This window comes from Campylobacter showae, assembly GCF_900699785.1.
GTDB lineage: Bacteria > Campylobacterota > Campylobacteria > Campylobacterales > Campylobacteraceae > Campylobacter_A > Campylobacter_A showae_D.
Map to the genome: position 1 here is coordinate 1,415,787 of NZ_LR535679.1, position 13,960 is coordinate 1,429,746.

Here is a 13,960-nt window from a genome sequence, read left to right on the forward strand (position 1 = left end):
GCAAATTTGAATCAGTGGCAAAGCGTAGCGAAGTTAAATCCTCGCGCTTGAAACTCGGCGATATCGCGGCTAGCGACCTCGCCCTTAGTCGTGAGATAATCGCCGATGACGACGGCTGCGACGCCGTGATCGAAGATTTCGTATTGGCGTTCGCCTAAAATTTTCTCGCGACCGCCTGCTATCATCACGCGAGCGTTAGGTAGCGCGCGGACGGTGTCGTCGATAATTTTTAGCGCCTCGTCCGCTATCATAGGCGGCCGTTTGACGCGTAGCGCATCGTTTGGTATAAAGAAATTTATCGGGCTTGAAAAGGGATCGAGCTCTTTTAGGCTAGCTTGCAGGCTCGCGCGGTCGGCCTCGCTCTCGCCAAGGCCGTAAATGCCGCCCGTGCAGAGCATTAGCCCCGCTTCTTTGGCGTCGACGTTGGTCTGCCAGCGCTCGTCCCAGCTGTGCGTCGAGCAAATTTGCGGGAAAAACTCGCGCGAGGTTTCTAGGTTGTGGTTGTAGCTAAACACGCCCGCGCTTTTGAGCTCTTTTAGCTGAGGTAGCGTCGCCATGCCGTTACAGGCGATTAGCATGAGGTTTGGGACTTCTTTATTTACGGCGCGCGCGAGGCGGGCGATCTCCTCGGTCTTTTTGTCCGTGAGTCTTGCGCCGCTGGTGACTAGGCAAAAGCCCAGCGCGTGGTTTGCCGCCGCGATCCTAGCTTCGGCGACTACCTGCTCGGCGGTTTTCATTTTGTATTTTTCGATATCGGCGTTTATACCTGCGCTTTGCGTGCAGTAGCCGCAGTCCTCGGAGCAGTTGCCGGAGCTTACCGAACAGATGGCGCATAACATAATAGTTTTCATTAATTTATTCCTTTTTTAGCGGCTTGTCTCGCGAGCGCTTTTCCGAGATTTCGCAAAATTTTCGCTCCGCAGGCTATATTGCCTAGCGCACGCTCAATTTTGCTTCAAAACTCGAAAAATCATCTCGCGATACTTTGCCTTATCGTTTTTATGTTTAAATTTAAAATTTCTGAGTTGTAATCTGTAAGGCGACGTATTTTTATTCTAGACGAGGCGAAATTTAATTTTTAAGTGTAGGCTAGACGTGTAGTCTGCCGAGCTTTAAAATTAAATTTCAACGAAGTATAGGATAAAAAGACAAGCCGCCACTATTGCTCCGCTATTTGTACCTTTTTCTTGCACTTCACGCACTCGTGAAACGTCCCTTTTTTGAGCTCTTTTTTGATCATATCGCCGCCGCATTCGTCGCATTTTTCGGCAACCGGCTCGTAGTTTGAGACGAAGTCGCATTTGGGGTAGTTTGCGCAGCCGTAAAATTTACCCCTGCGGCTGATGCGCTCGACGATGTCGCCGCCGCATTTTGGACATGGTACGTCGATCTTTTTGAGCTCCTTTTTCGGTTTTGTCGCAGCTTCGCCTTCTTGCGCGCCTTGATCAGCCTTGGCGATATTGCGCGAGTATTTGCATTTAGGGAAATTTCCGCACGCGATAAACTCGCCGTAGCGCCCCTTTCGTAGCAGTAGTTCGCCGCCGCACTCGGGACACTTTTCGCCGATAGGGGTGGCTACTTTTTGGCTTTTTATGCCTGTTTTGCCGGCTGAGATTTTATCCATAAACGGATGATAAAAATCGCTCAAAAGCTTTTGCCAGTCGGCTTTGTCTTCGGCGACGTGGTCGAGCTTTTCTTCCATATTTGAGGTAAATTCGCTATCTACGATGTCGCTAAAGTGCTCCTCCAAAACACCCATCATCGTAAAGGCGATCTCGTTTGGCACGAGCTGCTTTTTCTCGACCTTGACGTAGTCGCGAGAGGTCAGCAGCGAGATGGTCGGCGCGTAGGTGCTAGGGCGCCCGATGCCCAGGCTTTCTAGCTTTTTAACTAGTCCAGCCTCCGAGTAGCGAGACGGCGGTTCGGTGAAGTGCTGCGAGCTTTTGATGCTTTGCAGGCTCATTTCGTCGCCGATTTTTAAGTCGGGTAAAATTTTATCCTTATCCATATCGCCGTAAACGCGGTAAAATCCGTCAAACAGCACCTTGCGGCCGCTTATTTTAAACTCCCCTTTTGCTCCCGCGACGAATACGTTTTGCGTCTGGCTAATGCTAGCGCTCATCTGGCAGGCTAAAAAGCGGTTGTAGATGAGCGTGTAGAGGCGCAATGCGTCTTTTTCGAGATACTGCGCGGCGATAGCAGGCGTGAAGCTGAGGTTCGTCGGGCGGATCGCCTCGTGGGCTTCTTGCGCGCCTTTGCTTTTGGTTGCGTAAATTTTAGCCTTAGCGGGCAGGTAGCGCTCGCCGTACTCTTTCTCGATCATATCGCGTGCGGCAGCGACGGCTTCTTTGGCGAGATTTAGGCTATCCGTTCTCATGTAGGTTATCGCGCCCATGAAGCCCTGATGCGTCTGCACGCCTTCGTATAAATTTTGCGCGATCATCATCGTTTTTTTCGGGCTAAAGCCTAATCGGTTGCTCGCGCTTTGTTGTAGCGTCGAGGTCATAAAAGGCGGCGCGGGCTCGGTTTTGCGCTCTTTGGCTTCGATCTCGCAGACGCTAAATTTATCGCTTTTTAGATTTTCCACGATAAATTTGGCTCGGTCGGCGTTTGCGATAGTTAGCTTTTCTATCTTTTGCGCTTCAAATTTAACCAGCTCGGCGTCAAGGTCTTTTTTAAAGACGGCGTCGATGCTGTGGTATTCGATCGGTTTAAAGTCGCGAATCTCGCGCTCGCGGTCTACGATGATTTTTAGAGCGGCGCTTTGTACGCGCCCCGCGCTTAGGCCTTTTTGGATTTTTAAATTTAACAGCGGCGAGAGCTTGTAGCCCACGATTCGGTCCAGCAGGCGGCGTGCTTGCTGCGCATTTACGCTATCCATATTTATCGTGCGCGGGTTTTTTAAAGCGGCCTCGATGGCGCTTTTGGTTATCTCGTGAAACACGATGCGAGGCAGGCTCTCGGGCTTTTTGCCGATGGCTGCGGCGATGTGGTAGGCGATGGCCTCTCCTTCGCGGTCCTCATCGGTTGCGAGGTAGATTTGGTCGGCATTTTTGGCTAACTCTTTGATCTCTTTTACGATCGCGGAGTGATCGGCGCTGATCCTATACTCGGGCGTAAATTTTTCGCCCTCGATCTTGATGCCAAATGCCGTCTTTGGCAGATCCCTGATATGGCCTTTTGATGCGATGACGTCGTAGCCTGGCCCAAGAAAGTTTTTTATCGTTTTGGCTTTAGCGGGAGATTCCACGATGATTAAGCTTTTCATTAATATAGCCTTTTTATTTTTTGCGGTAATTGTAGCAAAAATTTTGGCCGAAAAAGAAATTTGAAAATTTTTTCATTTACCCCTAAAGTTTTTTTGATTTAGTCCGATATAGTTTTTGTGCGACAAGAAGTCGTAACTAAAACTTTAAAAGGATTTACAATGAGTTTTCGTATTAACACTAACGTAAACGCACTTAACACACACGCTAACGCAGTCGGTAACAACAGAATGTTATCTAACTCTCTTGGCAGATTAAGCTCAGGTTTGAGAATTCAAACAGCAGCGGACGACGCTTCCGGTCTATCTATCGCTGATAGCCTTCGCTCTCAAGCTTCTGCCCTTGGTCAAGCTATCGCTAACGGTAACGACGCTATCGGTATCATCCAAGTAGCTGACAAAGCTATGGATGAGCAGCTAAAAATCCTTGATACTATCAAGGTAAAAGCTACTCAATCAGCTCAAGACGGTCAAACTACTCAATCTCGTCAAGCGCTTCAAGCAGACATCGTTCGTCTAATGGAAGAGCTAGACAACATCGGTAATACGACGTCTTTCAACGGTCAGCAGCTACTAAACGGAACATTCTCTAACAAAGAGTTCCAAATCGGCGCTTACTCAAACCAAACAGTTAAGGCATCTATCGGCGCTACTACGTCAGATAAGATCGGCCTAACAAGATTTGAAAGCTCAAAGCTTTTAACTGGATTTGCTAAAGTTGATCTTAAGTTCCTAAATGTTGACGGAGTAAACGATGTTAAAGTGGCGCGAGCGACTGTTTCATCTGGTCTTGGCAACGGAGTCGGTGCTTTGGCGGAAAATATCAACAAAGTTTCAGATAAGACCGGCGTTAGGGCTACATTTGATGTTACTTGGATAGCATCTAAATCAATAAGTGGCGGTTTGATTAAATCTCTTACGATCAATGGTGTTAAAATAGGCGACCTTGAAGTAAAAGCAAACGATGGAAACGGTGCTTTAGTAAACGCCATCAATGCCGTTAAGGATCAAACTGGGGTTGAAGCATCGGTAAATACTGAAGGCAAAATGGTTTTAACAAGCAGACAAGGTCGTGCGATAGAGATTAAAGGTAAAGATATTAGCGCGGGTCTTGGCGGAAAAGGCGTTAAGGCAAACGGTTCTTCTTTAACCGCTGGCTTTGTCGGTAGATTAAATTTGGTTCGTCTAGACGGACGCGATATTAAGATGAGCGGTGCGCTACTTTCCAAGGCATTTAGCGATAAGGGCGGTGCACAACAATCTGTGTCATTAAGAGACGTAAGGGGTCAGATAGATAAAAACTTGGCTACCGCTATGGGCTTTCAAAGAATGAGTCTTAACATATCGTCAAACCAATCAGCTGGCGTTATGACTCTACGCGGTGCGATGGCTGTTATGGATATCGCAGAGTCTGCTCAAAAAACTCTTGATCAGATCCGCTCTGACCTAGGTTCTGTGCAAAATCAGCTTGTTGCAACCGTAAACAACATCACGGTTACTCAAGTAAACGTAAAATCAGCTGAATCTCAAATCAGAGACGTTGATTTCGCTAGCGAATCAGCAAACTTCTCTAAGTTTAACATTCTTGCTCAGTCGGGAAGTTATGCTATGAGCCAAGCTAACTCTGTTCAGCAAAACGTTCTAAGACTACTTCAGTAGTATTAAACATTTCTAGTAAAGTAAGGCCGTTTTAGGCTTTACTAAACTAGATGCATCTTGAGATTACTACAGTAGTCGAAAGTATTTCTATACGAGGTAGATTTATCTCGTATGGTTGTTTTTTGGCGAGTGCATTTATAATACGCAAACTAAAGTCCTAGATTTGTTTATTAATCTAGGACTTGTTCTGCTTTTACTATATTCGTTTTATTATTTCAAAAAATTTTTATTTAAAAACAAATTAACTAGCTCAATATTTTAAGCGTTTTAAGGCAAGTAATTAAACAAAGAGATAGTCAAATTTGGCTACAAAATTACCTTGTCTCTAACAAACAAGTGCGGCATGCAGGTTGCCGCGTCTAGAAAATTTAATTACAAAGGTTTGCCTTTTTAGAGCCTAAAAAGACAATTTAAAATCTTCTTTGGCTTTCCCGATCTCATTTTTGGTTATGAGATTTCGTTTTTTTAATTCTCTAACCAAATTTTTAGATGCTTTTTTTGTGACTTCTATTTCGGCATTTAGTCCGCCTGCAGCTGAAAATAGCCAGTATTTATGCATTTCTATCCACTCGATCAATTTATTTACTTTTTGCATTACCGTATCGCTTGGGGCTACAGAAATTTTAGCAAGCTCGAGTTCTTGGTGATAAATCGATATGGATACGATATTTTCAATAAAAGGCTTAAATTTTGCCCTAGAAATGATCTCTTTTGTCTTGTCTATTTTATTTGAAATTGCAACTAACTGCGGGAAAAGCTCCTTGGTTATTTTATTTTCGTCTCTTAGTTTTATAATCTCGTCTATTTTAGGTACGATATCTAAGAATACTGTTTCAATTATTTGTTTGGCTTCGGTCTCGATGCTGAGCTTTTTTACTATAAATTTATATGCTTTTACTAGATTCTTATTGACATCATCATCTTTCACAGGTTTGATATGTGGCAGTTTTTTAGGTTTTTTGTTTTTACAAAGTTTCTTTAGTGTTTCTAAAAACGGCTTTTCTATGCTGCCTTCTATTCTTGCACCGCCTTCGGTACAGTTGTATGTCGCTATATCCTTTTTATTTGATTGTTCAATATCGGCTTCAAATTGATTTCTAAATTTATCCCAAATATATGTTGTTCGCACTTCGCCCTCGCCGCCGTAAGCTTTAATGTAAAGGTATTCGTCTGCTTGAGCGAATGCGTGTCCTGTTGCGTGAGACTTGCCGTCTGGGGCAAAGGCCAAGTCTTGTCCAATCAAAATTATATTTTTATGTCCTAGTACGTAGGCCAGCTGATAAGCTTGGTTTGCTGTAGAGTGCCCAAGTCCCAAGTAGCCGTATTTTCTTAGCTTAAACGCCGTTTCGTTTTGTTGAGGCCTCATAGTAAGAACTAGGCGGCGCGGTAGGATATTTTTTATCGTTTGTTTGTGGGTTAATGAAGCGACTACAAAATAAACATCTTCGTCAAGTTTTTTGTTTTTATGTTTAAAAAAGCTAGACGTTGCCTCTACACGCTCGATCGAAGTTACATAGTCTGGCTTAATTCCATGCTTTAGTAATATTGGATAAGAGGCATCAAGGCTAATAATGGTAACGTAAGGAGCAAATTTTTTGAGCGCATCGAGTTGCTTATCTAGACTAGGGCCTGTTGAGACGATTACTGCCGTATCCATTGATTTGTAGCGTTTTTTTACAAGATCTACATAGGAGTAGTTTGTGATCATCGTCGGCAAATTTTCTATATGCTGCCTAACGCCTATTAGATTATCGTCGATACTGTTGCCGTGACCTGCAACCATTTGAGATATAGCCTTGGTAAATTCTTGATTTATTTTCATGCAATCTTCGCTAAAATCGTCGTAAAAACGCGAGTGTATATGGAGGTCATAAATTTTGGCGTATGACGCAAATTTGTGATTGCAGATCAGATAATAAAACTGCGTATATGTGGCAAATTCAGAGAAAAATAGCGTTAATCGCTCGCTCGCGAGTTCTTGTGACAAATCGACTAAATTTAGCGTTGCGTAAATGATTTCTATTTCAGGTTCGACGACGACGATTTTTTGATGGGTTTCGTTTTTTAAGAGCGCTTTATATAGTACCCCGTTGCCTAGTCCGTAAAAATACATAATTGGATAGCGTTTATACTCTTTTTCGACGGAGTCCAGTGTTTCTTGTACGTCTTTAACTGGATTTTCATAGACGTATTTTAGGGTTTTGTTATTTATGATATTTATATCGATGGGGTCTTTGCCGATAAAGATGTCATAATCCTTCATTTCTTCCATTCCCCAAAGGCGTGCGGCTAAAATTTCATCCTGCTGAAAGAGGGCATTAAGGTTGCGTTTAAAGACTGGATTTTGCGGTCCCTCCGTGTTTGTCATCTCTTGTTTTTTTGCATCTTGTTTAATGTTTTTTGTGCTTTGATGGTTTAAATTTAACTTTTTATCTATCTCTTTTGCCATTTTCTTTCCTTTTTATAGATCTTCTTTTTTGATTCTCTCGCTAAATTTTATCTCTCTTTTTGCTTTTTTACCTAGTAGCTCAGGTAAGAATTTAGGGTGCAAGCCGTACCCCGGGCGTACGCTTTTTACGTTTTTTTCGCTAAAGATTTCGCCCTCTTTGATATCCGCACAAGCGTAAAGCGAGCGCGAAAAGCGGCGATTTTGCACGGCTTTTTCATCTAACTCGTAGTTTACTTTACCAAGCAGCGCTTCGGCGTCTCGCACGGCTTTTACCATTTCGCTAAATTCTCGCTCGTCCAAGCTAAAAGCCTCATCGACGCTGCGAACGCTTTTATCTAAGATAAAGTGCTTTTCTACGATGCGAGCGCCCAGACTCACGGCGACTACTGGCGCCACGATACCTAGCGTATGGTCTGAAAAGCCGACCTCTACGCCGAATTTGCGCTCCATGTCGGCGATCGTACGTAGATTCATCCCGTCAAGCGGGGCGGGGTAGCTAGACGTGCATTTTAAAAGCGCGATCCGCTCGTTTCCCGTATCTTTGCAAATTTGCACGACGTCGTCGATTTCTTGCTCGGTCGCGATGCCCGTGGAGATTATGATCGGTTTGCCTTTGAGCGCGACGTACCGCACGAAATCATAGTCCGTAACCTCAAAGCTTGCTATCTTGTAAGCGGGCGGGTTAAATTTCTCTAAAAAGTCCGCGTCGTCTCTGCAAAACGGGCTTGAAAAGCAGATGAGCCCTTCGTCCCGCGCTGCGGCAAAAAGCTGCTTATGCCACTCGCGCGGCGTCAGGGCTTGCTTGTAGAGCTCGTATAAATTTGCTCCGTCCCACAGCCCGCCTTTTATCATGAAATCCTCGCCGCGCGAATCTAGCGTGAGGCTATCGGGCGTGTATGTTTGCAGTTTTATGGCGTCGGCTCCCGCGCGCTTAGCCGCTTTTATCGTGTCAAGCGCCGTTTGCAAGCTACCTGAGTGATTTGCCGAGAGCTCGGCGATGATAAATACGCTTTTGTCCGTGTCGAAATTTGCTATTTTCATAAATTTTCCTAACTTTTAGCCATTATATCAAGTTTGCGTAAAGATAGCGACATATAGCTCATTTGCTCGTCGCGCTCGTAAATTTCAAAGCCGAATTTGCGGTATAGCGCGATCGCTTTTTCGTTTTCGTTGTAGGCGCACGATTTTAGCTCGCCGACTTTAAGCGTTTTGGCGGCGTATTCTATGATGGTTTGCATTAGGATTTTGCCTTTGCCTTTTAGCTGGGGATTTGCGTAAATGCCCAATTCGCACGAGTCCGTCTCGATATCCACGAAATCGATCACGCCGATGTAGTCGTTATCTTCTTTTACTAAAAAATATCTTTTCGTTTCGTCATTTTTCAAATTTGTGATAAATTTTCTGTGTTCTTGCTCGCTCACGCTTTTGTTTTTCATGTATTTTGCGACTCGCTCGTCGTTTCGCCAACGCAAAACTATCAAAATTTGCTCGTCCGTTAGATCGGTGAAATTTATAAGTTCAAGCATATTTCGTCCGCCTCGTAGATCTCGCACCCGTTTGCCGCTAGCCACTGCGCCATCTCGTTTTGATTATCCGCGACGCGCACGGCTTTAGATTTCGCGCCCAAAACCAGCGCTTCGTTTACGAGCGAGCTAGCCGAAATCACTAAAATTTCGCTCTCGCTCATCAGTCGCGCGACCTCGTTTGAGTTTATAAAAAGGCTAAAATTCGGCTCGCTATCCGCCAAATTTTGCAAATTTGCCAAATTTGCGTTCGCACTCGTCGTGATAGCGGCTACTTTTTTGTTTTTGGCGAGCAAATTTGAGGCGATTTTGGCGGTCAAATTTAGCGCGTCCGTGCCGCCTAGTGCGATGAGGTAGTCAAATTTTTTCTCGCGTTTGATTTTTGCTTCGTCGTAAAACTCGCTCCTAACTAGCGGCGAAAAAACCAGCTCGCAGTTTGCGGGCACTAGATTTGCGTATTTTTGGGGCTGGGCGTAGATATTTACGTTTAGCAAGTAGTCGCAAAAATGCTCTTTGTAGTTGTCGTCAAAGCTTAAAATTTTGACGTTCGTTTGCTCTTTGATTAGCTTTTCGTCCGCCGCGCTAATGCCGTAATGATCGATCACTAGAAGCTCAAATTTATGCCCTTTTATCAAATTTACTAGTTCACCTATATCGGCGCTTTTTAGCGTAAAAACGGGATAGGGTATCTCGCCTGCTAGGCTGCCAGGTAGGTCGATGCAAGCAAAGCTAGCGTCTTTAAAATTTTGCGCCAAAATGAGATCTCGCCTAACGTGTCCGTGTCCGATTTTTGAGCCGCTATCGGCGCGGATGAGGGTTTTTAGGTTTGAAATTTCGCTAAAATTCATCAAGTTTTTCCGCCAAATTTAAAATTCTAAGCGTCAAGCATACGGCGGCGATGAGGTAAACGGCGCCGGCAGAGGCGAAAAATAGGATCTGAGTCTCGTTTAGCCCGCGGTAGCTAGCCGCTAGATAAAAGATGTGCAAGATCCCCGCAACCGCAAAGATTTGCATGAGCGTTCTAGCTACCGATATTTTGGCTTTTAGGTAATCTTTTTGCATTTGTCCTCAGTCGTAATTTATCCGGTAAAGCTTCTGCGCGAACTCGAAATCCTCCGGCGTATCGATGTCGCAGACTAAATTTCGCGGTAGCAAAAACGCCCTTGAGTGCGGCGCAAAGATCGGTTTTTTCTCTAGCCACGCCTCGCACCTGCCGAAATAAAACGCGCCTGCGTCGTGATAAGCTCGCTCTAGATCTTGCGAGCGAGTTAGCGCAAACTGCGGGTAAAACATATCTATGGCGCCGTCATCGCCAAGCCTGATCGCACGCTGGATAGGGAAGCTAAACTCGGTCGCTGAAAATAAAAACTCGCACTCCGCTTCTTTAAATTTGCCGTATGCCTCGCGTAAAATTTCTCCCGTGATAAGCGGCGCGGTCGCATATAGGCAGCAAACGTGCGAGTATCCGCCCAGCCTCGCCGCCGCGTCCGCTACGGCGTCGCTGCTCGTTGCGTAGTCGTCGCTTAGCGAGGCGTCTCTCACAAACGGAACCTGCGCGCCGAATTTGACTGCGACGCCCGCTATCAGGGCGTCGTCGGTGCTCACTATCACGCGCCCAAAAACGCCCGAATTTAGCGCCGCCTCAATGCTGTAAGCTATCAGCGGCTTGCCTAAGAAATCCTTAACGTTTTTGCGCGGTATGCGTTTGCTGCCGCCGCGAGCCGGGATGACGCAAAGAGCGCAGTTTTGGTTATATCTCATCAAATTTACCGCCCTAAACCCTGCAGCCTTGCGGCGCGTCAAAGCTCTTTAAAACCTCAAAAAGAGCGTCCGCGACGAAATTTGCGTCCTCTAGGCTCATGCACTGATGGCACGGGATACTAAGCTCGGCGGCGTAAAAATCCTCAGCGCTAGGCACCGCAATATCGCCGTAGCGCTCGCGGTAAAAGCTAAATTTATAAGTGGGCTTATAGTGCACCTGTACGCCGATGCCGCGCGCGTGAAGCGCGGCAAATACGTCCTCTTTGGCGCACCAAAACTGGCGAAAGAGCAAGATAGGATAGAGGTGGCGCGAACTAACGACGTCGCCTGGTAGCTTGATCACGCTAAAATACGGGTTTTTTTCAAATTTTTCGTCGTAAAATTTGGCGATCTTCTCGCGCGCCGCGATGGTTTCGTCTAGCCTTTTTAGCTGATTTAGCCCTAGCGCGCAGGCGACGTCCGGCAAGCGGTAGTTGTATCCGAGCAAGCTCTGATCGCTGTCCCAGAGGCGTTTTTTGGCTATGCCGTGCGAGCGGTAAAGGCGTGCTAGGCGCGCAATCTCGTCGTCGTTGGTAGCTAGCGCGCCGCCCTCAAAGGTCGTTAGCGGCTTAACGGGGTGAAAGCTAAAAATACTAACGTCCGCTTTTGCGCCGACTTTGACGCCTCCTTGCGAGCTGCCCAGCGCGTGCGAAGCGTCGTCAAGCACCTTTATGCCGCGCTCGCGGGCTAGTTTTAAGATAGCGCCCAAATTTACGGGATTGCCGCCGAAATCAACCGCGGTTATAACTTTGGTTTTAGACGTGATGAGGCTTGCAAGCGCGTTTTCGTCGATATTTCCGACAAATTTAACGGGCGCGAATTTAACCTCCGCTCCCGCCATTAGCGCCGCATTTGCCGTCGCCGCAAACGTGATGGGCGTCGTTACGACCTCGTCGCCCTCTCTCACGCCTAGCGCAAGATATGCGACGTGAAGTGCGCTCGTCGCCGAGTTCATCGCTACGACGTGCTTTACGCCGACATACCGGGCGATCGCTTCTTCAAATTCGCCGACCTTGTCGCCGCCCGTTAGGATGTCGTCTTTTAGAGCGCTTACGACGGCGGCGATGTCGGAGTCGGTGATTTGTTGTCTACTGTAAGGTATCATTTTTATCCTTTTCGGCTTGTCTTTATTGCGGCTTGTCTTTTTGGTTTATACTTCGTTAGAAATTTCGCCGAAGCTCGGTTACATACTACTTGCATGCGCCCTCGCTCGGCTCATTTCCGCCTCGTCTAAACGCAAAAATACTTCGCCTCGTTTTTCTAAATTTAAAGGCTTCGGCTCAAATTTTATAAATTTCGGCCAAATTATTTACTAGCCTCGATCATCTCTAAAAGCCCGTCTTTACCTAGCCAAATTTTATTTTTATCCGAGCTGTACTCGAAATTTTCCTCCACGAGACGCCCTTTTTCGCCTAGCGCATTTATGCTAAAGTCGTCGTCCTTGCTCGTAAATTTGATCGACGGACTGATCACGTAGTGGTCGTCAAACTCGTAGGTTAGGTGCGCGTCGTCCTTGCCGACCATGACCTCGTGCATCTTTTCGCCGGGGCGGATGCCGATTATTTTTACGCCAAGACGTGGCGCCATAGAGCGAGCTAGCTCGATCATCGTCATCGACGGGATTTTTGGGATGAAAATTTCGCCGCCCTTCATGCGCTCGAAGTTTTTAAGTACGAAATTGACGCCTTGTTCAAGCGTGATCCAAAACCGCGTCATATCAGCATGCGTGATCGGCAGCTCTTTTGCGCCTTCTGCGATTAGCTTCTTAAACAGCGGCACGACCGAGCCGCGCGATCCCACGACGTTGCCGTAGCGAACGACGCTAAATCGCGTTTTTTTGCTGCCCGCGATGTTGTTTGCCGCGACAAAAAGTTTATCGCTGGCAAGCTTGGTCGCGCCGTATAAATTTACGGGGTTGCACGCCTTGTCGGTCGAGAGCGCGATAACCTTGCTCACGCCGCATTCTAGCGCCGCGTCGATGACGTTTTGTGCGCCGTTGATGTTGGTTTTTATGCACTCCATCGGGTTGTATTCCGCGATTGGCACGTGCTTCATGGCCGCTGCGTGTATCACGTAGTCGATGCCGTTCATCGCGGTCATGAGGCGCTTTTCGTCGCGCACGTCGCCGATGAAAAATCGCATCGCGGGGTCTTTAAAAACCTGCGCCATCTCGTACTGTTTGAGCTCGTCGCGAGAGTAGATGACTAGCCTTTTTGGTTTAAATTTGGAGAGTAAAATTTCGGTGTATTTTTTGCCGAATGACCCGGTGCCGCCGGTGATGAGGATGGATTTTCCGTTAAACATTTATTTTTGCCTTTCGCGGCTTGGTTTTTTGCCGTACGTCGTAAATTTAAATTCGCTTGGCCGCGTATTTTGCATACGCTCCTTCGCAAATTTTTAATTTGCCTCATCTAGCTGAAACGATTCGCCGTTTATTTAAATTTTATTCAGCCGGAGCAAAAACCGTGCCTTAAATTTGATTCAAAATTTAGTTCGTTAAATTTGTTTAGGTGCGGTATTTTTGCTTTTATCTCAAAATCCTAGGCAGGGTTATGCCCTCCTGCGCCTGATATTTGCCCTTTTTGTCCGCATACGTCACTTCGCACGGCTCGTCGCCCTCGATAAACAGCACCTGCGCGATGCCTTCGTTTGCGTAAATTTTAGCCGGTAGTGGCGTCGTATTTGAAATTTCTATCGTGATGTGCCCTTTAAATCCCGGCTCAAAAGGCGTGACGTTTACGATGATACCACATCTTGCGTAGGTGCTTTTGCCTAGGCAGATGGCTAGCACGTTATCAGGCATATTAAAATACTCGATCGTGCGCGCTAGAGCGAATGAATTTGGCGGGACGATGCAGACGCCCCCTTTAAAGTCCACCACGTTTTTTTCGTCGAAATTTTTCGGATCGACCACGGTACCGCCGATATTCGTAAAGATTTTAAACTCGTCGCCCACGCGGATATCGTAGCCGTAGCTAGACACTCCGTAGCTAACCACGCCGCGCCCGACTTGCTCCTCGGCAAACGGCACTATCATCGCCTTTTGGTGCGACATTTTGCGTATCCAGGCGTCAGATTTCAGCCCCATTTTTTACCTTTATTTTAAATTTACGCGATTATAACATAATTTAAATTTACCTAAAATTTGAGCATGCATTCCCGCTATTTGCTAAATTTAAATTTGAAAAACTCGGCTTATTATTTTCTACAGTTATAAATAATACCAAAATATTTTTCTTATACTTTAAATATGATTTATCTCAA

General features: G+C 46.2%; 12 protein-coding genes. 1 reads left to right on the forward strand and 11 read right to left on the reverse strand.

The genetic code is table 11. From position 1 onward, the window contains the following. Nucleotides 1-11: 11 nt before the first annotated feature. The gene (locus E4V70_RS07100; RefSeq protein ID WP_122862434.1) at nt 12-851 is read right to left on the reverse strand and encodes a biotin synthase; all 840 of its coding nucleotides are present in this window, start codon (nt 849-851) and stop codon (nt 12-14) included. Between the two features lie 308 nt (nt 852-1,159). Further along, complete coding sequence (topA, locus tag E4V70_RS07105; protein ID WP_122862435.1) at nt 1,160-3,268, reverse strand: type I DNA topoisomerase; 2,109 nt, start codon at nt 3,266-3,268, stop codon at nt 1,160-1,162. A gap of 159 nt (nt 3,269-3,427) precedes the next feature. On the opposite strand from topA, the gene E4V70_RS07110 reads away from it, so the two are divergent. Continuing rightward, nucleotides 3,428-4,924, forward strand: coding sequence for a flagellin B (locus E4V70_RS07110; RefSeq protein ID WP_122862436.1), 1,497 nt, complete (start codon nt 3,428-3,430; stop codon nt 4,922-4,924). 397 nt (nt 4,925-5,321) lie between these two features. Here the strand turns inward: E4V70_RS07110 and E4V70_RS07115 are convergent, their stop codons facing one another. The 9 genes from E4V70_RS07115 to dcd all read right to left on the reverse strand — a co-directional run bounded on the left by E4V70_RS07115 (nt 5,322) and on the right by dcd (nt 13,784). Then, on the reverse strand, nt 5,322-7,373 hold the full coding sequence (locus tag E4V70_RS07115; RefSeq protein WP_172603254.1) for a motility associated factor glycosyltransferase family protein: 2,052 nt from the start codon (nt 7,371-7,373) through the stop codon (nt 5,322-5,324). Between the two features lie 12 nt (nt 7,374-7,385). Then, on the reverse strand, nt 7,386-8,414 hold the full coding sequence (gene pseI / locus E4V70_RS07120; RefSeq protein ID WP_122862437.1) for a pseudaminic acid synthase: 1,029 nt from the start codon (nt 8,412-8,414) through the stop codon (nt 7,386-7,388). 8 nt (nt 8,415-8,422) lie between these two features. Further along, nucleotides 8,423-8,899 carry a UDP-4-amino-4,6-dideoxy-N-acetyl-beta-L-altrosamine N-acetyltransferase gene (pseH, locus tag E4V70_RS07125; RefSeq protein WP_122862438.1) on the reverse strand — a complete coding sequence of 159 codons (477 nt, stop codon included), beginning with the start codon at nt 8,897-8,899 and terminating at the stop codon, nt 8,423-8,425. After that, nucleotides 8,884-9,744 (reverse strand): UDP-2,4-diacetamido-2,4,6-trideoxy-beta-L-altropyranose hydrolase, encoded by an 861-nt coding sequence (pseG, locus tag E4V70_RS07130; RefSeq protein ID WP_122862439.1) that lies wholly within the window; start codon nt 9,742-9,744, stop codon nt 8,884-8,886. Before pseG ends, pseH begins: the two co-directional genes overlap by 16 nt. Further along, nucleotides 9,734-9,958: a hypothetical protein gene (locus E4V70_RS07135; RefSeq protein WP_122862440.1), complete on the reverse strand. Its 225-nt coding sequence runs from the start codon at nt 9,956-9,958 to the stop codon at nt 9,734-9,736. The genes pseG and E4V70_RS07135 overlap by 11 nt, the downstream gene beginning before the upstream one ends. Before the next feature lie 6 nt (nt 9,959-9,964). Next, nucleotides 9,965-10,657 (reverse strand): pseudaminic acid cytidylyltransferase, encoded by a 693-nt coding sequence (gene pseF, locus E4V70_RS07140; protein ID WP_122862441.1) that lies wholly within the window; start codon nt 10,655-10,657, stop codon nt 9,965-9,967. Between the two features lie 13 nt (nt 10,658-10,670). Further along, a complete protein-coding gene (gene pseC, locus E4V70_RS07145) occupies nt 10,671-11,801 on the reverse strand; it encodes a UDP-4-amino-4,6-dideoxy-N-acetyl-beta-L-altrosamine transaminase (protein WP_122862442.1) in 1,131 nt (376 codons plus the stop codon). A 200-nt stretch (nt 11,802-12,001) separates the two neighbouring features. Beyond that, nucleotides 12,002-13,000 (reverse strand): UDP-N-acetylglucosamine 4,6-dehydratase (inverting), encoded by a 999-nt coding sequence (gene pseB / locus E4V70_RS07150; protein ID WP_122862443.1) that lies wholly within the window; start codon nt 12,998-13,000, stop codon nt 12,002-12,004. A 223-nt stretch (nt 13,001-13,223) separates the two neighbouring features. Continuing rightward, the gene (dcd, locus tag E4V70_RS07155; RefSeq protein WP_122862444.1) at nt 13,224-13,784 is read right to left on the reverse strand and encodes a dCTP deaminase; all 561 of its coding nucleotides are present in this window, start codon (nt 13,782-13,784) and stop codon (nt 13,224-13,226) included. Nucleotides 13,785-13,960: the final 176 nt, after the last annotated feature.

What these genes read in the sequence shown, in the direction of transcription:
- E4V70_RS07100 (WP_122862434.1), bottom strand. Translation starts at nt 851, where the DNA reads ATGAAAACTATTATGTTATGCGCCATCTGTTCGGTAAGCTCCGGCAAC.
- topA (WP_122862435.1), bottom strand. Translation starts at nt 3,268, where the DNA reads ATGAAAAGCTTAATCATCGTGGAATCTCCCGCTAAAGCCAAAACGATA.
- E4V70_RS07110 (WP_122862436.1), top strand. Translation starts at nt 3,428, where the DNA reads ATGAGTTTTCGTATTAACACTAACGTAAACGCACTTAACACACACGCT.
- E4V70_RS07115 (WP_172603254.1), bottom strand. Translation starts at nt 7,373, where the DNA reads ATGGCAAAAGAGATAGATAAAAAGTTAAATTTAAACCATCAAAGCACA.
- pseI (WP_122862437.1), bottom strand. Translation starts at nt 8,414, where the DNA reads ATGAAAATAGCAAATTTCGACACGGACAAAAGCGTATTTATCATCGCC.
- pseH (WP_122862438.1), bottom strand. Translation starts at nt 8,899, where the DNA reads ATGCTTGAACTTATAAATTTCACCGATCTAACGGACGAGCAAATTTTG.
- pseG (WP_122862439.1), bottom strand. Translation starts at nt 9,744, where the DNA reads ATGAATTTTAGCGAAATTTCAAACCTAAAAACCCTCATCCGCGCCGAT.
- E4V70_RS07135 (WP_122862440.1), bottom strand. Translation starts at nt 9,958, where the DNA reads ATGCAAAAAGATTACCTAAAAGCCAAAATATCGGTAGCTAGAACGCTC.
- pseF (WP_122862441.1), bottom strand. Translation starts at nt 10,657, where the DNA reads ATGAGATATAACCAAAACTGCGCTCTTTGCGTCATCCCGGCTCGCGGC.
- pseC (WP_122862442.1), bottom strand. Translation starts at nt 11,801, where the DNA reads ATGATACCTTACAGTAGACAACAAATCACCGACTCCGACATCGCCGCC.
- pseB (WP_122862443.1), bottom strand. Translation starts at nt 13,000, where the DNA reads ATGTTTAACGGAAAATCCATCCTCATCACCGGCGGCACCGGGTCATTC.
- dcd (WP_122862444.1), bottom strand. Translation starts at nt 13,784, where the DNA reads ATGGGGCTGAAATCTGACGCCTGGATACGCAAAATGTCGCACCAAAAG.